Origin of the sequence: Edwardsiella sp. A.80236, assembly GCF_044540725.1 — a bacterium.
GTDB classification, from domain to species: domain Bacteria; phylum Pseudomonadota; class Gammaproteobacteria; order Enterobacterales; family Enterobacteriaceae; genus Edwardsiella; species Edwardsiella tarda.
On sequence record NZ_JBIUCY010000001.1, the window covers coordinates 104068 to 126026 of the forward strand.

Here is a 21959-nt window from a genome sequence, read left to right on the forward strand (position 1 = left end):
CAACGCCCAAGCGGGCAAAGGGGCGCCCGGCGGGCGCCCAAAGCATGACGATTATTTCGGTTCGACACCGAACCATTTTTTATAGATGGCGGCGTAGGTGCCGTTCTCTTTCAGGGTCTTCAAGGCACCATTAACTTGTTCACGCAACACATCGCTGCCTTTCGGGAAGGCGATGCCATAAGCCTGGGCTTCCAGTGAGTCGCCCACTGCCTTGAACTGGCCGTTACCGGCGGTCTGGATAAAGTAGAGGATGTTCGGGGTATCATGCAGCACGGCGTCGGCACGGCCGGTCGCCAGCTCCAGATAGGCGTTATCGATGTTGGGGAATTGACGCAGATCCTTGCTCTTCACGTGCGCCTTCGCATAGTCCACCCCGGCGGTACCACTCTTGACGGCCACCACTTTGCCATCCAGATCCTTAATCCCTTTGATCTCGGCGTTATCGCTCTTGACCATCACCATCAGGCCGCTGTTGTAGTAGCCGTCGGAGAAGTCGATGGCTTTCTTCCGCTCTTCAGTGATGCTGATCCCGGCCAGCGCCAGATCGACGTTATGGGTTTGCAACGCCGGAATGATGCCGCTGAAGTCCATCGGCTTCAGGGTGTAGTTCAGGTGCAGTTGCTTGGCGATGGCCTCCCACAGATCGATATCGAAACCGACATACTTGTCACCTTTCTTGAACTCAAAGGGGACAAAGGCCGTGTCGGTGGCGACGATCAGCGGTTTTTCCGCGGCCTGAGCGCCGAGGGCGAAGGTCAGGGCCAGTGCGGCTACAGAGGCTTTCAACAGTGATTTCATTGTAATGGTTCCTTGTCGTGGCGATAACCCGCTGCGCGGTGTCCCGTGGTGCTGCGCGTCAGCGACGCGAATCAGGACACCGCCTCATCTATTCCTGAACAGTAATGAAAGAAACGTGCCAATAATTTATTTTTATTTGTAATCAATCTATTAAAAGTATTTTTGCCATTAATGCCTATCGGGCGAGCGCGTGAGCACCATAAACTTGCACCATTTTTGTGCATTGTGAGTTGTTTTGGTGCAGAGAAGGGGCGAAGGTTGAGCGGGATTGGTGCAGTGCGGGAGATTGAGCGAAATAACGGCAGGTATCGTCTTCATTGTAGAGGAATTTTTATACAATCTTTCAGCGCTCCGCGACGGTGCGGGCGCACCATGGCGGAGCGTAGGCGCCTGGCTTAGCCGTGTGTCGCCTGATAGTGCTGTCGCGTCAGCCAGAGCGCGACGCCTTGGCGGCAGGCCTCGAAGCAGGGCTGTGGTAGCTGACGCGGATCGCACCACTGCCAGCCTTCACACTTATGCGGTTCGCAGCGTTGCGCCTCGCCCACGCTCGGGGCTGCCACCTGCATAATGATGGAGACGGTGTGTACCCCCTCGTCGCGCCAGGTCTGTAGATTGTTGGTGACACCGACGAAGTGTGGTGTGGCTATCTGCAGCGCGCACTCTTCGACCACTTCACGTATCGCCGCCTGCTCGAAGCTCTCGCCGGCCTCGACGTGGCCGCCGGGGATCGACCAATAGGGGGCGTGGCTGCCACAGCGTTTTCCCATGAGGATCTGGCCGTCCGCATTCACGATGATCACGCCGACCCCTACGTTTACTGCCATCTCTATTCCTCCATCAGCAAATTTCAGCTCTACCATTGTCGCACGTGAGATCGCGGGATGACAGCCTTCAGCAAAAATGTGCTGAAGGTCTAAAATTTAATCAGGCTTCGGGAGAAGTGCTTGCGTAACCCGGCGAGAAATACCACACTTCAAGAAACGATTCAGCTTCGTCATAGTGGCCCAGCAACGTAAAGATGGTCCATTTTTTACCTCACGAAGCTGAAACGATTCAATTCGCCGGCGGCGCTTGGTGCAGGCGCGACAACGAGGAGCATCCATCTATGTTTCATCTGACCCCACAGGATATTCACCTGGCTGCGGAAGCAGGAAATAAAGAAGAGGCCATCCGGCAGGTTGCGGCGGCCTTGGTTCAGGCCGGCTATGTCGGCGAGGGCTATGTACAGGGCATGTTACAACGTGAGAAGCAGACGCCGACCTACCTGGGCAATGGTATCGCCATTCCTCACGGCACCACCGACACGCGAGATCAGGTGCTGAAGACCGGCGTTCAGGTGTTTCAGTTCCCGCAGGGGGTGGATTGGGGCGAGGGGGAGCGCGCCTATGTGGCGATCGGGATTGCCGCCAAGTCCGACGAGCACCTGGCGCTGTTACGTCAGCTGACGCATGTGCTGGGTGACGAGAGCGTCAGCCGCGAGTTAGCGCAAACTACCTCGGCAGAGACCCTGCGCAGCCTGTTGCTCGGCGAGCGTAGCATTGCCGAATTTCGCTTCGATATCAGCATGATTACCCTGGATGTAGAGACGGATAACCTGATGACGCTGCAGGCGCTGAATGCCGGGCGTTTGCAGCAATGCGGTGCGGTGGGGGGAGAGTTTGTCAGCGATGTCATTCGTCGTCCGCCACTGTGCCTCGGCCAAGGGATCTGGCTGTGTGATAGCGCGCTGGGCGTCAGCGCCAGCGCGGCGGCCGTGGCGCGTCCGCGTCAGCCGTTTGAGGTCGATGGCGAGCAAGTGGCCTTGTTGCTGACGGTCGCCATGGCCGATGCCCAACCGGAAGGGATGCTGGATTATCTGAGTCGTTTGCTGCGACAGCAACAAGCTGAACGCCTACTGACGGCTCAGAGCGCGGCGGAGGTGCTGGCCTTGCTGACCAGCGAGCTGACGGATCAGCAACTCAGCCTGAGTGCCGAGTTTACCATCCGCAATGAGCATGGATTGCATGCCCGTCCGGGCGCACAACTGGTGAGTACTATCAAGCAATTTGCAAGCCAGATAACCGTTGCCAATCTTAATGGCAGTGGGATTCCGGTCAATGGCCGCAGTCTGATGAAAGTCGTCGCACTGGGGGTTAAAAAAGGCCACCGCCTGCGTTTCACTGCCAGCGGCAGTGATGCGCAGCAGGCTTTAGACGTTATTGGTCAGGCCATCGCAGATGGCCTCGGCGAGGAAATATCATGAGTAGACGAGTAGCAACCATCACCTTAAACCCGGCTTACGATCTGGTGGGCTATTGTGCCGAGATCGAGCGAGGTGAAGTCAACCGGGTGCAGACCGCCGGGTTGCATGCCGCGGGTAAGGGGATCAACGTCGCCAAGGTGCTGAAGGATCTGGGCATCGATGTGACGGTAGGCGGTTTCCTGGGGAGAGATAACCAAGATGGCTTTCAGCAGCTGTTCAGCGAGCTGGGTATTGCCAATCGCTTCCAGGTGGTGCCAGGGCGTACGCGCATTAACGTGAAGCTGACGGAGAAGGATGGGGCGGTCACCGACTTTAACTTCTCCGGCTTCGATGTCAGCAAGAATGACTGGGATCGTTTCGTCAACGATTCGCTCAGTTGGCTGGGGCAGTTCGACATGGTGTGTGTCAGCGGCAGCCTGCCGGCTGGCGTGGCGGCAGACGACTTCACCGACTGGATGCGTCGTCTGCGTAGCCAGTGCCCCTGCATCATCTTCGACAGCAGCCGCGAGGCGTTGGTTGCCGGCCTGAAGGCGGCGCCCTGGTTGGTGAAGCCGAATCGTCGCGAGTTGGAGATCTGGGCGGGGCGTGCGCTGCCGACGCTGGCGGATGTGGTCGGCGCGGCGCATGCGCTACGTGACCAGGGCATTGCCCATGTGGTGATCTCCCTCGGCGCCGAAGGCGCGCTGTGGGTTAACGCCTCCGGCGCCTGGCTGGCGAAGCCGCCGGAAGTCGAGGTCATCAGCACCGTCGGTGCCGGTGACTCGATGGTCGGTGGGCTGATTTATGGTCTGATGATGCGTGAATCCAGTGAACATACCCTACGGCTGGCGACGGCGGTCTCCGCCTTGGCGGTCAGCCAGAGTAATGTGGGCATTACCGATCGGACTCAACTGGCGGCGATGATGGCACGCGTGGAGCTCGATCCTTTTAACTGATTGCGGAGGGCGTGATGAATACCCTACTGATTACCGAAGGTGCGCAGGGCGAAGCCCGTTGTTTCCTGGCTCGACGAATGTTGGAAGCGGCCGGTGAACAACGGCAGGTGAGCTGGGTGAGCCACCCGCAAGAGGCGGAGTTGGTGCTGTTTATCGGCGACGACACGCCGCAGGATGCGGCGTTAGACGGTAAGCGTTTCTACCGTGCCACGGTGGCCGAGGCGATCCGCCAGCCGGAGGCGCTATTGGCGCGAGCACAGCGCGATGCCATGCCTTACCAGTATGTGGCGCCGCAAACAGCTGCGCCGGGCGCTCGGCCGTTGCGCCTGGTGGCGGTCACCGCCTGCCCGACCGGGGTGGCCCACACCTTTATGGCAGCCGAGGCGTTGGAGGCTGAGGCACGACGTCGCGGCTGGCAGGTCAAGGTAGAGACGCGGGGATCGGTAGGGGCGGGTAACGCCATTACGCCCGAAGAGGTGGCACAGGCCGATCTGGTGGTGGTCGCCGCTGACATCGAGGTCGATCTGGCGAAGTTCGCCGGTAAGCCGATGTATCGGACCAGCACCGGCTTGGCGCTGAAGAAGAGTGCGCAGGAGTTGGATAAGGCGCAGCGGGAGGCGGTGATCTATCAACCGGCCTCTGCGGCGGGTGCCCCGGCGTCGGCGAGCGCTAAGAAGGAGGCGGGCGGCGCCTATCGCCATCTGCTGACCGGTGTCTCCTATATGCTGCCGATGGTGGTGGCGGGGGGGTTGTGTATCGCGCTCTCCTTCGTCTTCGGTATTCAGGCCTTTAAGGAGCCGGGTACGTTGGCGGCGGCGTTGATGCGGATCGGCGGAGACTCCGCCTTCGCATTGATGGTGCCAGTCTTGGCCGGCTATATCGCCTTCTCGATCGCCGACCGTCCCGGCCTGACGCCCGGGTTGATCGGCGGGATGTTGGCGGTCAGTCTCGGTTCCGGCTTTATCGGCGGCATCATCGCCGGTTTCCTTGCCGGCTATGTGGCGCGCGCCATCAGCAATGGCCTCAAGCTGCCCGCGAGTATGGAGGCGTTGAAGCCGATCCTGATCATTCCGCTGCTGTCGAGTCTGATCGTCGGTCTGGCGATGATCTATGTCATCGGTACGCCGGTGGCCAAGATCCTAGAGTGGCTGACCCACTGGCTGCAAACCATGGGCACCGCCAATGCGGTGATCCTGGGGGCCATCCTGGGTGCGATGATGTGTACCGACATGGGGGGGCCGGTAAACAAGGCGGCCTATGCCTTCGGGGTGGGGCTGCTCAGCACCCAGACCTATGGCCCGATGGCCGCCATCATGGCCGCCGGGATGGTGCCGCCGCTGGCGATGGGCTTAGCGACGTTCGTGGCGCGGCGTAAATTCGCGCAGAGCGAGCGAGAGGGCGGCAAGGCGGCGGTGATCCTCGGGCTGTGCTTTATCACCGAGGGGGCGATCCCCTTCGCCGCGCGCGACCCGATGCGTGTCCTGCCCTGCTGTATCCTGGGCGGCGCGTTGACCGGGGCGTTATCGATGCTGTTTGGCGCCAAGCTGATGGCTCCGCACGGTGGGCTGTTTGTCCTGCTGATCCCTGGCGCGATCTCGCCGGTATTGCCTTACCTGTTGGCCATCGTGGCCGGGACGCTGTTGAGCGGGCTGTTGTATGCCCTGATCAAGCAGCCGGACGGCGCCATTCAGGCGGAGAAGGCGGCGGCACACTAAGCACGCCCTTTTATCTCGCCACGCTGAAGCGGGGGAGTCAGTTGACTCCCCCGCTTTTTTTATATGATGCCATTCTCCTCGCGCTGGGGCGTGGTGGCGGGACGGTGGCGGGTGAAACGCCAGCCGATAGCCAGCGCGATAAACCACAGCGGGGTGACCATCAAGGCTTGGCGGGTATCGTTTTCGAGGGTGAGCAGGATCAGCACGCCGAACAGAAACGCCAGGCATAGCCAACTCATGACGATGCCCAACGGCATCTTGTACTGGGAGGCCGCATGGCGCTGTGGATAGCGCCGGCGATAGACCAGATAGCTGCACAGGATGATCGACCAGACGAACATAAATAGCACCGCCGAGACGGTGGTGATCAGGGTGAAGACGGTGATGACGTTAGGGATCAGATACAGCAGTACCACACCACCCAACAGGCACAAACACGAAAAGAGCAACCCGGCGGCGGGAACGGAGCGCCGCGATAGCCGGGCGAAGCGCCGCGGGGCCAGACCGCTCTGCGCTAACCCATACAGCATACGGCTGGTGGAGAAGATGCCGCTATTGGCAGAGGAGGCGGCGGAGGTCAGCACCACGAAGTTGACGATCCCGGCGGCGGCGGGCAGTCCCGCTAAGACGAACAGCTCGACGAACGGACTTTTGTTCGCGACGACCTGATGCCAAGGGGTGACGATCATGATGGTACAGAGCGCCAGGACGTAAAACATGATGATGCGTAGCGGTATGGCGTTGATCGCCTTGGGTAAGACCTGATGAGGGTTGCGCGTCTCCGCCGCGGTAGTGCCGACCAGTTCGATACCGACGAAGGCGAAGACGGCGATCTGAAATCCGGCAAAGAAGCCGCTGATACCATGGGGGAAGAATCCCTCGCGCCACAGATTGCTGAAGGCGGCCTGCTCGCCGGAGGGGGCGCGGAAGCCGGAGAGGGCCATGCCGAGGCCGATCAAGATCAAGGCGATGATGGCGACGATCTTAATCATCGCGAACCAGAACTCGGTCTCGCCGAACATCTTGACCGTGACCAGGTTAAGCGACAGTAACAACAGCACGCAGGAGAGCGAAATGCTCCAGTCTGCCAGATGGGGAAACCAGAAGTGGGCATAGGCGGTGATGGCGACCACGTCGGCCATGCCGGTGACCACCCAGCAAAACCAATAGGTCCAACCGGTAAAGTAGCCGGCTCGCGGTCCGAGGAGATCGCTGGCGAAGTCGCTGAAGGACTTATAGTCCAGATTGGAGAGCAGTAGCTCGCCCATCGCCCGCATCACGAAGAACAGCATAAAGCCGATGATCATATAAACGAAGATGATCGAGGGACCCGCGAGGCTGATGGTTTTACCCGATCCCATAAACAGGCCGGTACCGATGGCGCCACCGATGGCGATGAGTTGAATATGGCGGTTGGTGAGGTGACGCTGTAGTCGCTCTCCCGGGGGCGGAGTGGGATGGGCTTCCGGTGGTGCGATGCGATTTCCCATGTCTGCTCTTCCTATCTGATTAGCCTGAGGAAAGGCGTCGGCTTGCGTCATAGCGCGCTATCGCCGCTGCCGCCATGTTGCTGCTAGGCGATATGAATAGTAGGGCCTATAGCGCATTTTGCCTACCGCGACGAGATTATTGTGTTAATAAAATGTATGTCTTTGTGTAAATCTTCGCGGCGGGGTGGGGGAGGAGCAACAAAAAACGCTGCCGAGGCAGCGTCTTATCGGGACAGGAAAACGGTAGGTATATTAACTGTGTGTATCGGCCTGGGCTAACTGGACACCCGGCAGGACGCGACGCGCCTCACGGTAGCGTTTCTTCCAGTAAGTCTCGTTCAGGTTAGAGATGGTTACGCCGCTGCTGGTGGAAGCATGCACGAACTGATCATTGCCCAGATAGATGCCGACGTGACGCCCGGTAGAGCCGGCGCGGAACAGCACCAGATCGCCGATACGCAGTTTGGAGCGTTTGATGGCGCGCCCGGTTCCCTCTTGCTGAGAGGTGGAACGCGGCAATTCCAAGCCGAATTGTTCACGGAAGGTTCGCTGCACAAAGGCGGAGCAGTCGATACCACGCTTGCTGTCGCCGCCTAAACGGTAGCGGACGCCTTTCCAGCTTGCGTATTGATCCATGATCTTGGACTTGATGTCCACATTGCGCACCATCTCTTCGAATTCATCCTGAGACGCTTGCAGTAAAAGGTTATCTTGATTGGTAACTGCATGCGTATCAGTCTGTGCGTAGCGATCGCGAGGTACCGTGGTACAGGCTGAAAGTAACACTGCGGCGGCGATGGCGGGTGCCAAACGCAGAATGTATCTCAGAACTGGTTGAGACTTGACCATTATAAACCGTTTCCCTTGTTGTCCTTAACGACCTGTCATGTCGCTATCTAAAAATTACCCTTCAAGAGACTAATTTCCGCGTGACAGGCTGACAATCACACTAGGGTAGAATTGTGCAGCAGAACACACTTTTTGTCCTGTTTTATTCCCATCGCCGGCAAAAATTTGCGTCTGCAAAAGCAAAGTTATGGAATAAACGTCAGGTTACCGCTTGTCTCTCGGGGGATATTCAGTAGAAGCCACTAAGCTAATCATATGTAAAACCAGCTAAATATATGACTTATTCTCCTGATTTGTGCCGCCCTATTATATGGAGGAAAAAACGAAACGGGGAGAGATATCTTATCAATAAGTAAGCAATAGTTTAATTTGACACATTTAGTAATATATTCGCCTGTAATCTCTCCAGATTCTTCCTCTCCTCATGCCGTTTTGCCGTGCCTCGCCGAGCGTTTGGTCGTTGCTGATCCCTTGCGAACTCGACGAGGGCATCGGGGATGCAGAATATTCATCGGCTATCGGGTTGCTTGCGTCGTGCTTACTCTGGTTGTGGGAGAGGGGATTGGCCGTTGAGGTGGGGGACTTTCTCCCCCTTCGTCTGCCGGCCTGCGGGTGATGAGCGCGAGGAGGACGGCATCGACACGCGACGGGAGCCTTTACCCTCTCACCGGCGTGGGCAGGCTGGGCGTCACGATTAAGAGCACTGCCCAGGGCCAAAATGGCAAACAAAATAGCCTACTGGAATAGGCTCTAAGCCCTGTCGTCGCAGTGACGGCGCGTGCGCAGCTTTAATAAGGCACTCTGTAGGCTGTTCCAATCGGCTTCGGCGTCGTGGATCACCTCGATGCGGCTATCCGGTGGCGCGACGGGGCTGGTTTCGATGTGGAAGTCGTCTCCCTGGCGGTTGACGCGTAGCGTCCCTTCGGCGACGCGTAAGACACCCTTAATGCGTAGCAGTGGGGTGAGGCGAACCCACTCCAGCAGCCCGACGGTATCGAAGAGGCTGTCATCGCTAAAGATCCAGCCGCAACTGTAGTACCCCTGGCCTTGATTGAGCGCGCGGCGCCAACCTTGGCCCGGTTGTAGGCGTAAGGCGGCGATGCCGGAGGCGGGCGTCGGGGAGGCGTGATGATGCGCGGATGTGGGGAGTGGCGTAGTGGCGCGACGCGGGGTGTCGAGCCAGTGTGTATCGAGCTGGCCCTGCTGAGTCTCGATCAGCGTGCGTTCGGCTCCCTGTGCTTGCCACCAGCGCTGCAAATGCTCACGTGTTACGGCGTCATAGGTGTCGCATTTATTCGCCACAATAATGTCGGCCACGGCCAGTTGCGCATTGAAGCTCTCATCGTTGCGTAGACGCGCGCTGTCGAGCTGGCGCGCATCGAGCAGGCAGAAGGTCGCCTGGATCGTCAGCCAAGCTTGATAGGTGTCGCTCGCGAGTTGTCGCAGGATCTGACTGGGGTGCCCCAATCCCGTGGGCTCGATCAGCAACCGATCGGGCTGCTCCTTCAGTAGTCGGTTTAAGCCGATTTGCATCGGCAGTCCATTAACGCAGCACAGGCATCCGCCGGGGATCTCCTTCAACAGGGCTCCGCTATCGGCTAAGAGTGCGCCGTCGATGCCGATTTCGCCAAATTCATTGACCAGTATCGCCCAGCGCTCTTGTGCCGGTTTGTGGGCCAGTAAGTGGCGCAGGGTGGTGGTTTTGCCACTGCCGAGAAAACCGGTGATCACATTTACACGGGTCATTGTCTCTTCCTTCTCTTTCTTTGCTGCTACGGCCGGGACGGGAGTTTTGTGAGCAAGAAAACATTCTTGAGAAAAATCGACCGGGAGACAACCCCACGCCTAGCGGGAGTTTGCGTAAACGCCATGTATTTAATCAGATTCGGCATTTTATTTATCATATTTAAGATTTTTATGCTGAATTAGCTAAGTGCTTTGGCGAGTAATTCTGTATTTATATCACCTGAAGAAATAACTGAAGTTTTGATCTGGATAGCCGTTATTAATCAATGAGTTCTGCTATGTTTCAAGGAGAGGGTTTACAAGGAATGTCTCTGTTTTTTCACCCATTATTGCCTAGGCAGGGTGAGAAAACGCAGTAACTTGACGACAGGAGTGATATATGAAGCGTGAGTATTTATCACTATTTAAGGTTGTCGCTGTGGGGATGCTATTGATGGCCGGATTGGCCGCAGGTCCCGCCCAAGCTCAATCCATGGGCGTGGTCCATTTTGGAGGTATGATTGAGGAGGATGGCTGTCAGTTCACTGTTATAAATAATCAGGTTCATTCCGCGTGTTATCGCGAGGGTAAGCTCCAGCAGGTTAAACGCGATATCGGCAGGCAGTATCATGCCGACTGGCGTCTACCGGCTCAGGTAGGCGAAGGGCGTCTGACCTGGGTGGACACGGCGCATACTCAGGCGCTGATTACCGTCGTGTATCGTTAATGCTCCTGTCCGGGACGTTCCGGCGTGAGCGGGAACGTCCCTCCTATCTCTTGCACCTTCATCATGAGGCGTGCCATTGTCGTGTTCTTATCTGCTTTTTCTGAACGAATCAACGCTGTGATACAATCAGACCAATCTAGACGCAACAGCGTATAATTATTGACAATTGGTCTGTCCAATTGCGGTTTTACTCTGCATCGGCGTACATCCAGAGGGGCAAGCCATGAGATTGTATCAGGAAGTCGGCAACACGCTGCGGGCCGCGATCGCACGCGGCGATTATCCTATCGGGGAGCGTCTGCCTCCGGAGCGTGATATCGCCGAGCAGTTCGATGTGAGTCGGAGTGTGGTGCGCGAGGCGTTGATCATGTTGGAATTAGAGCATTTGATCGACGTCCGTAAGGGGTCAGGGGTGTATGTGATGGCCCTTCCCCAGCAGGTCTCGGGGGTGCACGTACGCAACCTCGACGAGAATACCTTTGGGCCCTTTGAGCTGCTCCAGGCGCGCCAATTATTGGAGAGCGAGGTCGCCGCCTTCGCCGCGACGCAAGCCACCAAGTCCGATATTTTGCAGATGCGTGAGGCCATCGAGCAAGAGCGCCAGGCATTGAATGGCGGCTGTGCGGATGAGAGCGCGGATGAGCGCTTTCACTGTTTGTTGGCACAGTCGACGCAGAACAGTGTCTTGGCCGGTATGGTGCAGGAAGCTTGGCGGGCACGTCAGCATAATCCGCTGTGGGCGGGGCTGCATGGTCATACCCAGGACTTCAGCTACCGCTGGAATTGGCTGGAGGATCACCAGAAGATCTTACAAGCGGTGTTGCGCCGTGACGCGCTCGCCGCCAAACAGGCCATGTGGCAGCATTTGGAAAATGTGAAGGCTAAACTCTTGGAGATCTCTAATCCGGATGATCCAGGATTTGACGGTTATCTGTTTGACTCCACACCGGTACGACTAGACTGTAAGTAACGAACGATGCGCGTCGGGGTGGGTGGTCGGCGCAGGGAGCGGCGGGCCGTATGGCGCGTCGGGCAAAAGCGAGGCATAGCGGAATGACGCAACTGGGCACTGAGCGTTGGCGCGGTTATTTCCGCCCGCTGCTGTCTGCGGGTGCGGTAGGGATGGTGTTGCTATTGGCGGTGATCACCGTCTCCTGGCAGGCCTCGCGTGGCTTGAGTAATTCGGCGCATCAACGCATTACGCTGGCCTTGGGGCAGATCGAGGAGGCGCTGGGCAATGCCCGCCTGGCTTCCGATGCGGTGTTACGCTATGCCGGACAACCCTGTGATGCCACGGTACACGCCGCGTTGGCCTTCCAAGTGACCACGGTGCCCGACGTGCGCTCGGTCAACCTGGCGCGAGACAGCACCATCTACTGTTCGTCGTTGTATGGCGCCACCCAACGTAAACTTGGTCATGATCGCTACAGCGAGCATCGCTTGACCCTGATGCCGAATAATCAGCTGACGCCGAACCGCTCCCTGTTGGTGTTCAGTACACCGGGGCCGGAGAATAGCAGTGTATTAGTTGGGATCGATGGCTACTATCTGCGCAATATTTTGCGTTCGTTGAGTGAGCCGACCCCGCTGTATCTGCATATCGGCGATCGTTGGATGGATGCGCGCGGCCAGGTGATCGCGGCGCTGCCGCCGGTGGAGGGGCGGCGCATCGTGCAGCAGGCCCCCCATTATGCCGTCTCGGTGGTGACGACGATCCCGGTCAACAGCCACTGGGCCTATATTTTGGATTACTCGCGCGGCAGCCTGGTGCTGTTCTTGGGCCTCGCCATCGTGTTTGGTGTGGTGACCTACCGTCTGGCGGGGCAGGTGAATAGCCCGGTGGCCTACTTGCGTGAGGCGTTGCGTCGTCATCAGTTCATCCCCTACATCCAACCGGTCGTCAGTGGTCAGGATGAGCGTCTGGTCGGCTGTGAGATCCTGATGCGTTGGCAGCATCCCCAGTTGGGGCTGATCCCACCGAATAACTTCATTCCCTTGGCGGAGGATAGCGGGCTTATCGTCGCGATGACGCGTGACATGATGCAGCAGGTCAGTGACTATTTTGCTCCTCGCTGCAAAAGTTTACCGGCAGATTTTCACTTCGGTTTTAACATCAGCGCCAGCCATTTTAACGATCTCAGCCTGGTCGAGGAGTGTCGTCGTTTCCTCGCCGCCTTCCAAGAGAACCCGATTCAGCTGGTGTTGGAGCTGACGGAGCGTCAGCGGGTGCCCGATGGCGCGTTGACGGAGCGTATCTTCGATGAGTTACGCGCATTAGGGGTGCAGCTGGCGCTGGATGACTTCGGTACCGGGCACTCGAGCCTGGCTTATCTACAGCGTTACCCGTTTGATATCTTGAAGATCGATCAGAGCTTCGTGCGGATGATCGGGAGCGACGCGTTATCCGAGCATATTGTGGATACGGTGATCACTTTGGCGAAGCGTCTCAACATGGTGACGTTAGCGGAAGGGGTGGAGTCGGAGCCACAGCTACAGCATTTACGCGCTTACCATCTGGATTTCTTGCAGGGTTATTGGTTCGGTCGTCCATCATCTCTCACGGATTTTACCCAGCATTGGTTAGCTAATGCGCCAACTCAGGCGATGAAATAACATAAAATGTTATTTCACTAGTTATTATCACCGAGCGGTCTATTTCTACAGCCATTATTTGGCTGTATGCATTGTAGACATATTTTATATTTTCAAAAAAACTGATAAAGAAAGTGATGCGCGTGCCGATAACGCTTACTTAATAAATAATCGGCGACAGGAAAATCCGTTCTTATGTTTTCTAAGGTAAAAATAGCAACATTAATTCCGATAATAATCGTTGCGATTTTTTCAATTCAGGCGATCTCATTCTGTATTTTTTATAATGTAATTAATAACGATGATGATCACATACAGGAAAATTATCAGTCACGGCGTAATGTCATGTTCTTCAGCGAAGCCTGGATCAATTTAATTCAGGCGCGCTCGAGTTTACGCGAGGCGTTAAATCAGGTTACGGCAGTAAAGTTTGATCAGGAGAAGGTGCAAGGCCTCTCAGACCGAGCGGAACGGCGGATCGCTGAAGCTCGCCGCAACTACCTGGCATATAAAGATATTCCTGATGTTGATGGTTTATCGGCCGATGTGGTTAATCGGGTAAATAATAATTTCAGTCAGTATCTCACCATTGTTTCTCAAATCTATTCATTTTTAAAGCAAAATGATATCCAGCAGGCGATGGCGCTGAATGAGAAACTGGTCGATCTGAATATTGCGACACAGCATGCCTATAATGCCTGGCAGGAGCAACATGATCGACTCATGCATCAGGGCGTCAGTAAGAGTCAACATGATTGTCTGGTGATGAAGTGGGTATTATCGCTGGTCGGTATGTTATCCCTGCTTTGCCTGTTGATATGTTGGCTCTCGGTGAAAAAAGCGATGCTACTGCCGTTGCAGATCGTCATTCGCCATATTCAATACATTGCCCGCGGGGATTTGACGCAGCGTATCGCCTGTCAGGGTAAAAGTGAAATGCAGGTTTTGTCCAGCCATCTGGCCGAGATGCAGCGGGCGTTACGGGATATTGTTATCTCTGTGAGAGGCAGTGCCGAGGTGATTTATTCGGGGGCTGGCGAGATTTCCTCCGGTGGGAGCAATCTTGCGTCGAGAACCGAACAACAGGCGGCGGCGTTAGAGGAGACGGCCGCCAGCATGGAGCAAATTACCTCTATCGTGAATCAGAATAGCGATAACTCACGCAACGCGGCGCAGCTGGCCAATGAGGCGGCGAAGACAGTGGTGTCGGGCGGCCATGCGATTACGGATGTCGTTAAGACCATGGAGGCGATTTCCGCTAACTCCCAACATATCTCGTCGATCACCAGTGTCATTGACAGCATTGCGTTTCAGACCAATATCCTGGCGCTGAATGCGGCGGTTGAGGCCGCTCGCGCGGGGGATCAGGGGCGGGGCTTCTCCGTGGTAGCCAGCGAGGTTCGCAATCTGGCCCAGCGCAGCGCTCAGGCGGCGAAGGAGATTAATAGCCTGATTTCCGCCTCGGTGGAGAAGGTGAACCAAGGCAGCGCCAGCGTCTCGGCGGCCGGTTCTACGATGGAGAATATCATTAATTCGATCACCCATCTCTCTGCGGTCTTGGGGGAGATCTCGGACAGTGCAGAGGAGCAAAGTCGGGGGATTGTCCAGATAAACCAGGCCATCAACCAGATGGATACCGTGACGCAACAGAATGCGACGCTGGTGGAGGAGTCCACCGCCGCCTCCCATGTCCTGGAGGATCAGGCCAAGGTGCTGACTGAAATGGTCGCGACATTTACCGTTAGCGAGGGGAGCAAAACGTTGCCGGCCGTGTAAGCGGCGAAACGCAGGCCCCGGAGGGGGCCTGCGAGGAGAACGCGAGGCCGTCCAAAGACGGCCTTTTTTTATGCTTGAGCGGCCAGATCGGCACAGCTCTGCGCCGCGCCCTGCTGCATCAGTGACAGGTAGGCGGCGGTCACCGCCTCGACAAAGCGGGACTCTTGCGGCAGCGCGTCACCGAAGACCGCGCTGACGCCCAGCAGCGCCTGGACACGCTCTGCGCCGTCGGCGCTGTTGGCTACGCACTGCTTCAGGGTTTCCGCCATCGGGTCGCGCACGTCGATCGGCTGCCCGGCATCATCGATAGCTCCGACGTAACGCATCCAACCGGCCACGCCCAGCGCCAGGCAAGGGAAGGCGCTATCGTGCGCCAGATGCCAGCGGATGGAGTCCAGCATGCGTTGCGGTAGCTTCTGGGTGCCGTCCATGGCGATCTGCCAGGTACGGTGCTTCAGAGAGGGGTTGCTGTAACGGTCGATCAGCAACGCGGCGTAGCGTGCCAGATCGACGCCGCTGACGCTCAGGGTTGGCGCCTGCTCTTGCAGCATCAGACGATGGGCATCTTGACGGTAGGCGCCATCCTCCATGCAGTCATTGATGTGTTGATAGCCTGCCAGATACCCCAGGTAGGCGAGGAACGAGTGGCTACCGTTAAGCATGCGTAGCTTCATCTCCTCGTAGGGCAGCACATCGCTGACCAACTCGGCGCCGGCGATCTCCCACTCGGGGCGACCGGCGACGAAATTATCCTCGACCACCCACTGAATAAAGGGTTCACAGGCGATGCCACACGGGTCGTCGACGCCCAGTGCCGTATGGATCTCCGCCAGCGTCTCGGCGGTGGCCGCCGGTACGATGCGATCGACCATGGTGCTGGGGAAGGTGACATTGGCGTCGATCCAGGCGGCCAGTTGCGGGTCACGCGCCTGGGCCAGATCCAATACCGCATTCTTCACCACATGGCCGTTTTCCGGGATGTTGTCGCAGGAGAGTACGGTAAAGGGGGCGAGGCCGCGCTCACGACGTAGGCGCAGCGCCTCAACGATGGCGCCAGGGGCGGAGGCGGGTTGGTGCGGCGTGGCCAGATCGGCCTGGATCAACGGGTTGTTCAGGTCCAAGCGTCCGCTACCCGGCTCGATGCAGTACCCTTTTTCGGTGACCGTCAGAGAGACGATGGCGACCTGCGGCTCGGCCATCTTCTCGACCACCGCCTCGATGCCATCGAGGGTGGCGTGCAGCGACTCATGCACCGCGCCGACCACGATCGCCTGATTGTGGCTAGCGCCCTTCTCCAGCACGCTATAGAGATGATCCTGCTGGCGCAATTGCTCGATCAAGGCCTCCCCGCCGATCAGGTTCACCTCACAGTATCCCCAGTCACCGCCTTGCTTATTCAAGACGCGATCGGTCAATAAGGCTTGATGCGCACGGTGAAAGGCGCCAAAGCCTAGGTGTACGATACGGGACTTCAGGGCGCTGCGATCGTAGCTGGGACGCTGCACATCGGCCGGTAATGTATGGTTGGCGAGGTTTTTCATTCGGAGCTCCATCTAATGGATGAGTGAAGCAGCACCGCATGGGCGGCCTGTTTCATAGCAATACGCAAAGGTGTTAGACCACTTTATCGAGAGCCGTCACCTGAATCGCGCTAAGCCCACACGCATTCACAGGGTGGTCAGACAGCATCACATGGGCTTGCAGTCTAAATTGATATGACAGAAAATCAAATTGGTTAGTCCAAAATTCCCCGATAATCGTGAGGCGGATCAACCAATGAGACTTTCGCTTTTGACAGGCGCATCGGGATGCGTCAGGGTAAAGCTGAGTGATATCTGTGACGATTTGGTATGACAGATTGTGCCGGCGATGGCCGTGAATCGTGAAATCTGTCTGACCCGTCAGAGCAGTACCCGTTAACACACCGCAGAAGGTAACAGTAGATGGAACAAACTTGGCGTTGGTATGGCCCGAACGATCCGGTTTCCCTTGATGATGTCCGCCAGGCTGGCGCGACCGGCGTCGTGACGGCGTTGCACCATATTCCGAACGGCGAAGTGTGGAGTGTCGAGGAGATCGAGCAGCGTAAGGCGATGCTGGCTGAAAAGGGATTGACCTGGTCGGTGGTAGAGAGTGTTCCGGTTCACGAAGAGATCAAGACGCAGACGGGTGACTATCAGCGTCATATCGACAATTACAAACAGAGCCTGCGTAATCTGGCGGCCTGTGGCATCGATACCGTCTGCTATAACTTCATGCCGGTATTGGACTGGACGCGTACCGATCTGGAGTTTCTGATGCCGGATGGCTCCAAGGCCCTGCGTTTCGACCAGATCGCCTTCGCCGCCTTCGAACTGCATATCTTGCAGCGTCCGGGTGCCGAACAGGATTACAGCGCGGAAGAGCAGCGCCAGGCCAAGGCCTACTTCGACGCGATGAGTGAGGCCGAGGTGGCCAAGCTGACGGGCAACATCATCGCCGGATTGCCGGGAGCGGAAGAGGGTTATACCCTGGATCAGTTTCGTGCCCGCCTGGCCGAATATGATGGCATCGACAAGGCGCAGCTGCGTGAGCATATGGCTCATTTCCTGCGTGAGATTGTCCCGGTGGCCGAGGCCTGTGGTCTACGCCTGGCGGTACATCCGGATGATCCGCCGCGTCCGATCCTCGGCCTACCGCGTATCGTCTCGACAATCGAAGACATGCAGTGGCTGAAAGAGACGGTCGACAGCATCTACAACGGGTTCACCATGTGCACCGGTTCCTACGGCGTGCGGGCCGATAACGATCTGGTGGAGATGATCGAACGCTTCGGCGATCGTATTCACTTCACTCATCTGCGCGCCACCTGCCGCGAAGATAACCCGAAGAGCTTCCATGAAGGGGCGCATCTTCAGGGGGATGTCGACATGTTCGCCGTGGTCAAGGCGATCCTGACGGAAGAGCAGCGTCGTCAGCAGGCGGGCGATCTGCGTCCGATTCCGATGCGTCCGGACCATGGTCACCAGATGCTGGACGATCTGAAGAAGAAGACCAACCCGGGCTACTCCGCCATCGGGCGCCTAAAGGGGTTGGCCGAGGTTCGCGGTGTCGAGCTGGCGATTAAACGTGTCTACTTCCCGCAGATGAAGTGATGCGCTCGGCGCCTTGGCGCATGAGATAACCAACAGGGGGGACGCGATGCGTCCCCCCTGTTGCGTACCGAGCGGCGTCACCTGCCGCATGGGCGGCGACTTAGTCGGCGCGGCCCATAAAGCGACGCTCTTCGACGTGAATACGGATCTTCTCGCCGTTGCTCAGATACTCCGGTACCTGGACGACCAGCCCGGTTGGCAGGGTAGCCGGCTTGGTACGCGCACTGGCGGAGGCACCCTTGATGCTCGGAGTGGTCTCGATGATTTCCATGTCGACGGTCTGCGGCAGTTCGAGTGCCAGCACCTGGCCTTCCATGGTCAGCACCTGCATCCCCGGGATGCCGCCTTCCGGGATAAACAGCAGCTCTTCTTCGATCTGCTCTTTCTTGAAGGTGTACGGGGTGTAGTCTTCGTCATCCATAAACACATACTCGTCGCCGTCGATGTAAGAGAAGGTGACGGGACGACGGCTCAGGGTGATGGTCTCCAGCAGATCGTCGCCTTTAAAGCGCTCTTCCACTTTCAGCCCGGTACGCACGTCGGAGAAACGCATTTTGTACAGGGTCGCCGCGCCGCGTGCGCTGGGGGACTGGATATCAATATCGCGGACCAACAGCAGCTTACCGTTGTAGTTTACCGCCATACCGCGTTTGATTTCGTTAGCTCTGGCCATGATTGCAATACCTTAAAAAAACAGCGGGGTTATTCGGCCGCGCTCCCATCCGTTACGGATACCACTGGCGATACGGCGGGAGGCAGTCAGGTGGCGACACACTACCCGTACACCGCGTTTCAGGCAAGGGGAGGCGGCGGAAAAAGTGGCCTCGACGGGAAAAGAGGCGCCCCGGAGAACGGGGCGCGAGTCGTTTAGCGGTAGATTGGTAACAGATTGAACAGAGACAGAATATGGGCGATGGCGTTGAGCAGGCCAAAGCCGATCACCAAGACGATGACCGCGATGCCGCCCGGCACGCGATAGTGCGCTTGCGGGAAGCGGCGGCGGCTGGCGTGCGCCATTAGCGCCGGGACGATCACCGCCCAGATGGTGGCCGCCAGGCCAGCGAAGCCGATGGCATACAGGAAGCCATTGGGGAACAGCAGCGCGCCGATGGTCGGCGGCACGAAGGTGATCAACGCGCTCTTGGCCCGCCCACTCGGTGTATCGGTAAACTTCAGCATGTCGGCGATGTAGTCGAACAGCCCCAGAGAGACGCCGAGGAAGGAGCTGGCCAGAGCCATATAGGAGAAGGCGTTCAGCAACTGCGTCACTAACGGGCTGCTGGCGACGCTGCCCATCTGCTTGAGCAGGCTGCCAATGTTACCACCCTCGGCGATGATCTGGCGGAAGGCCGCCCGGCTGATGTTGCCCTGGATCACATACTGCCAGAAGAGGTAGATCACCAAGGCGATCAGGGTGCCGTACAGCAGGCTACGCACCACCGCGCGACTATCCTTGTTGTAATACTTGACCAGCCCCGGCACGTTGCCATGGTAGCCAAACGAGGTCAGCAGGTAGGGCATCGCGGCCAATGCATAGGGCAGGTAACTGGCCTGTTCGTCGCCGCGATCGAACAAGATGGCGGGATCGACATGGGTAAACATATCACCGGTCGACAGCAGGAAGGTGATCACCATCCCGCCGATGAGCACGGTGCTCAGGCGATCCACCGCCCGCGTCGACAGCCAGACGATGAACCCGACTAACAGGGCGAAGACCCCACCGGCCAACGGCTGGCCAACCTCGACCAACGGTGCCAGCGTATGGGTGATGATCGAACCGCCGGCGGAGATATAGGCATAAGTCAGGATATACAGCACGAAGGCGATGGACAGCCCGTTGAGACTATTCCAACCCTTGCCCAACAGATCGCCCACCATGGTATGGAAGCTGGCTCCCGCCGGGTAGTGCAGGTTGCTCTCCAGGATCATCAGACCGGATAGGTACATGCAGGCCCAGGTGATGAGTAACAGGATGGCGGAGAGGCTGAACCACACCCCGGCGGTGACGACGGGAATGGAAAACATACCGGCGCCAACGGCGGTTCCGGCGATGATCATCGCTCCGCCCAAGATTGAGGGGCGCTGCAACGAGGTGGTCAAGGTCTGCTCCATGGTCATCGGTGACTCCTGTGGATTCTTATGTACTAGCGCAATGGTACGATGCGGCGCATAGAAAGTAAACCGGAGAATCGACGTGTAGAGAAAGAAAACCCGATGGGGTAGAGGAGGAGTCGCGACCGGGCCGCTGAAAAGGCGGCCATGACGTTTTTTTCACCGGCGGGGCTAGCCGACGCGGCGCGGCTTTGTTAGGGTAAGCGCCCCGCCGAGCCGAGCGCCGATTTTTTCTGCGCCGCATCGGTCCTGGCCGCCCATCGGGTGTGCGCCCCTAGCATCGACCGCCCGAGGCGGAGAGGAGAAGTCATCAATGATGGAGTGCCGCGCCGCGTGTGCCGCCTGTTGTATCGCCCCGTCGATATCCAGCCCGATCCCGGGGTTGCCGCAGGGCAAGCCAGCGGCGATGCCGTGTCCACAGTTGGATGAGGCGTTGCGTTGTCGGCTATTTCACTCCGCACAGCGCCCGGCGGTGTGTGGCCAGCTTAAGCCCTGCGCCGAGATGTGCGGCGCGGATCGTGAGGCGGCGTTGGCTTATCTGGGCGCCTTGGAGCGCGCCACCGCACCCTGAGTCGGCGCCACCGCGCGGGCGAGTCCATCGCCACGTGTTCCCCGATAGGCGCCCGGTTTAGGGCGCCGATGTCGAATTGTCCGTGAGTTGACGATCGCTCTTCATCTTCAGCATGCAAGCGCTGGCGGCGAAGAGCATCAGCAGCGACACCGGGAATACCGCCGAGTAGTTCCACCATTCGGCCAGGACCCCGGCGATCGAACCGGCGATGATCCAGCCGATACGTCCGCTGGTGGTGAACAGCGTGGTGGCCGAGCCCGCCTGTCCCGGCATCAGATCCTGGAAGTACAGCATGCCGATCCCCGCCAAGATACCGATAAACACCGCATTCAGCAGTTGCAGAGCCAGCAGGGCCCAGGGATGGGTGATCCAGCATAATCCCGCGTAGAACAGCACCCCGGCCGCCAGCGCCAGTAGCATCAGGCGCCGTTTCCCCAACCGTTTGGCATAGACGCCGGCGATCAGCATCGTCGGGATCTCTAGCCCGGCGGCGCTGCCCATCATCAAGCCGGCCAGCCGCTCCGGGAGTTGCAGCTGATGGCTGATATAGAGCGGCATATTGATTAGATACATGCTATTGCAGGTCCACATTAAGGTGGCGCAGATCAGCAGCAGCAGCGTCTGATGGCGATTACGGCGTGGAGCCTGGGCGCCGCCGCGCGGGGTTTCCGCCGCTCGCGGCATCGTCGGCAGCCAGCGCCACACGATGGCGGCGCATAATAGAAAGGTGAGGGTCGCGGCCAGATACATCAAGGTGAAGCCCCAGCCCAAGGCCATGGCGAAGGCCAGCGGTGGGCCAATCACCCAGGCCAGGGAGATCTGGGCGCGCAGGATGGAGCTGAACATCACCGCCTCCTTGCCGCTGCGATCGGCATACTCGCGCGCCAGGGCGAACATCTGCGGGTTGGCGGTGGAGCCGAAACTGGTTAGGCATACCCCGACCACCAATAACAGGGTGTAGTTGCGGTTGTAGGCGAACAGGAGGCAGCCGAGGGCTCCCAAGAGGCAGCATCCCAGGATTAGTCGCTTACGATCGCCGCGCCGATCCGAGAGGCTGGCGAGCCCTTGACTGACGATGATGCCGATCACGGCGCTGCCAGTATAAAACAGGCCGACCAGCAGCGGACTCTGCGTGACCTCGCTGGAGAGGAACAGGCTGAGCGTCGGGGTTTGAAGCGCCCCGGCGATCCCGGTGAGAAACGCGACGATCAAGAAGGCGCTGCCGGTACGATCGGGGAGTCGTCGAGTGAGGGCGCGGGCAAGAGTGAGCATGGATCAACCGCTAATAAGCTG

At 58.2% G+C, this 21959-nt stretch carries 18 protein-coding genes; 9 read left to right on the forward strand and 9 right to left on the reverse strand.

The features are described 5' to 3' along the window. Nucleotides 1-51: 51 nt before the first annotated feature. Nucleotides 52-798 carry a glutamine ABC transporter substrate-binding protein GlnH gene (gene glnH / locus ACEQFP_RS00455; RefSeq protein ID WP_370547310.1) on the reverse strand — a complete coding sequence of 249 codons (747 nt, stop codon included), beginning with the start codon at nt 796-798 and terminating at the stop codon, nt 52-54. Between the two features lie 395 nt (nt 799-1193). Then, entirely contained in the window at nt 1194-1622 is a 429-nt protein-coding gene (locus ACEQFP_RS00460) for an NUDIX hydrolase (RefSeq protein ID WP_068870703.1), read from the reverse strand. A 281-nt stretch (nt 1623-1903) separates the two neighbouring features. Here ACEQFP_RS00460 and fruB point away from each other — a divergent pair, with 281 nt between their 5' ends. The 3 genes from fruB to fruA are packed head-to-tail and all read left to right on the forward strand — an operon-like array spanning nt 1904 to nt 5690. Further along, nucleotides 1904-3040, forward strand: coding sequence for a fused PTS fructose transporter subunit IIA/HPr protein (gene fruB / locus ACEQFP_RS00465; protein ID WP_005294685.1), 1137 nt, complete (start codon nt 1904-1906; stop codon nt 3038-3040). Next, nucleotides 3037-3975: a 1-phosphofructokinase gene (gene fruK, locus ACEQFP_RS00470; RefSeq protein ID WP_005294688.1), complete on the forward strand. Its 939-nt coding sequence runs from the start codon at nt 3037-3039 to the stop codon at nt 3973-3975. Before fruB ends, fruK begins: the two co-directional genes overlap by 4 nt. 14 nt (nt 3976-3989) lie before the next feature. Continuing rightward, nucleotides 3990-5690: a PTS fructose transporter subunit IIBC gene (fruA, locus tag ACEQFP_RS00475; protein ID WP_068870705.1), complete on the forward strand. Its 1701-nt coding sequence runs from the start codon at nt 3990-3992 to the stop codon at nt 5688-5690. A gap of 59 nt (nt 5691-5749) precedes the next feature. Here fruA and cycA read toward each other — a convergent pair whose 3' ends face one another. The 3 genes from cycA to ACEQFP_RS00490 all read right to left on the reverse strand — a co-directional run bounded on the left by cycA (nt 5750) and on the right by ACEQFP_RS00490 (nt 9775). Beyond that, the gene (gene cycA, locus ACEQFP_RS00480) at nt 5750-7180 is read right to left on the reverse strand and encodes a D-serine/D-alanine/glycine transporter (protein WP_370547311.1); all 1431 of its coding nucleotides are present in this window, start codon (nt 7178-7180) and stop codon (nt 5750-5752) included. 252 nt (nt 7181-7432) lie between these two features. Next, nucleotides 7433-8029, reverse strand: coding sequence for a bifunctional murein DD-endopeptidase/murein LD-carboxypeptidase (gene mepS / locus ACEQFP_RS00485; protein ID WP_068870707.1), 597 nt, complete (start codon nt 8027-8029; stop codon nt 7433-7435). A gap of 750 nt (nt 8030-8779) precedes the next feature. Beyond that, the gene (locus ACEQFP_RS00490) at nt 8780-9775 is read right to left on the reverse strand and encodes a GTP-binding protein (protein ID WP_097364479.1); all 996 of its coding nucleotides are present in this window, start codon (nt 9773-9775) and stop codon (nt 8780-8782) included. Nucleotides 9776-10154: 379 nt separating this feature from the next. Here ACEQFP_RS00490 and ACEQFP_RS00495 point away from each other — a divergent pair, with 379 nt between their 5' ends. The 4 genes from ACEQFP_RS00495 to ACEQFP_RS00510 all read left to right on the forward strand — a co-directional run bounded on the left by ACEQFP_RS00495 (nt 10155) and on the right by ACEQFP_RS00510 (nt 14849). After that, the gene (locus tag ACEQFP_RS00495; protein ID WP_005287933.1) at nt 10155-10481 is read left to right on the forward strand and encodes a hypothetical protein; all 327 of its coding nucleotides are present in this window, start codon (nt 10155-10157) and stop codon (nt 10479-10481) included. Nucleotides 10482-10704: 223 nt separating this feature from the next. Then, nucleotides 10705-11451, forward strand: coding sequence for an FCD domain-containing protein (locus ACEQFP_RS00500; protein ID WP_005287930.1), 747 nt, complete (start codon nt 10705-10707; stop codon nt 11449-11451). An 83-nt stretch (nt 11452-11534) separates the two neighbouring features. Next, on the forward strand, nt 11535-13094 hold the full coding sequence (locus tag ACEQFP_RS00505) for an EAL domain-containing protein (RefSeq protein WP_005287928.1): 1560 nt from the start codon (nt 11535-11537) through the stop codon (nt 13092-13094). A 174-nt stretch (nt 13095-13268) separates the two neighbouring features. After that, nucleotides 13269-14849, forward strand: a complete 1581-nt coding sequence (locus tag ACEQFP_RS00510) for a methyl-accepting chemotaxis protein (protein ID WP_370555228.1) — start codon at nt 13269-13271, stop codon at nt 14847-14849. A gap of 68 nt (nt 14850-14917) precedes the next feature. Here ACEQFP_RS00510 and ACEQFP_RS00515 read toward each other — a convergent pair whose 3' ends face one another. Further along, nucleotides 14918-16390, reverse strand: coding sequence for a mannitol dehydrogenase family protein (locus ACEQFP_RS00515; RefSeq protein ID WP_370547314.1), 1473 nt, complete (start codon nt 16388-16390; stop codon nt 14918-14920). A 402-nt stretch (nt 16391-16792) separates the two neighbouring features. On the opposite strand from ACEQFP_RS00515, the gene uxuA reads away from it, so the two are divergent. Then, entirely contained in the window at nt 16793-17983 is a 1191-nt protein-coding gene (uxuA, locus tag ACEQFP_RS00520; RefSeq protein WP_005287915.1) for a mannonate dehydratase, read from the forward strand. Between the two features lie 100 nt (nt 17984-18083). On the opposite strand, the gene yeiP is transcribed toward uxuA, so the two are convergent. Together yeiP and mtr are read right to left on the reverse strand one after the other, a co-directional pair. After that, complete coding sequence (gene yeiP / locus ACEQFP_RS00525; protein ID WP_370547316.1) at nt 18084-18656, reverse strand: elongation factor P-like protein YeiP; 573 nt, start codon at nt 18654-18656, stop codon at nt 18084-18086. Nucleotides 18657-18850: 194 nt separating this feature from the next. Then, nucleotides 18851-20101 (reverse strand): tryptophan permease, encoded by a 1251-nt coding sequence (gene mtr, locus ACEQFP_RS00530; protein WP_370547317.1) that lies wholly within the window; start codon nt 20099-20101, stop codon nt 18851-18853. A gap of 310 nt (nt 20102-20411) precedes the next feature. Between mtr and ACEQFP_RS00535 the strand changes: the two genes are divergently transcribed. After that, a complete protein-coding gene (locus tag ACEQFP_RS00535) occupies nt 20412-20666 on the forward strand; it encodes a hypothetical protein (RefSeq protein WP_035595087.1) in 255 nt (84 codons plus the stop codon). Nucleotides 20667-20723: 57 nt separating this feature from the next. Here ACEQFP_RS00535 and ACEQFP_RS00540 read toward each other — a convergent pair whose 3' ends face one another. Next, nucleotides 20724-21938, reverse strand: coding sequence for a sugar efflux transporter (locus tag ACEQFP_RS00540; RefSeq protein WP_005287903.1), 1215 nt, complete (start codon nt 21936-21938; stop codon nt 20724-20726). Nucleotides 21939-21959 lie beyond the last annotated feature (21 nt).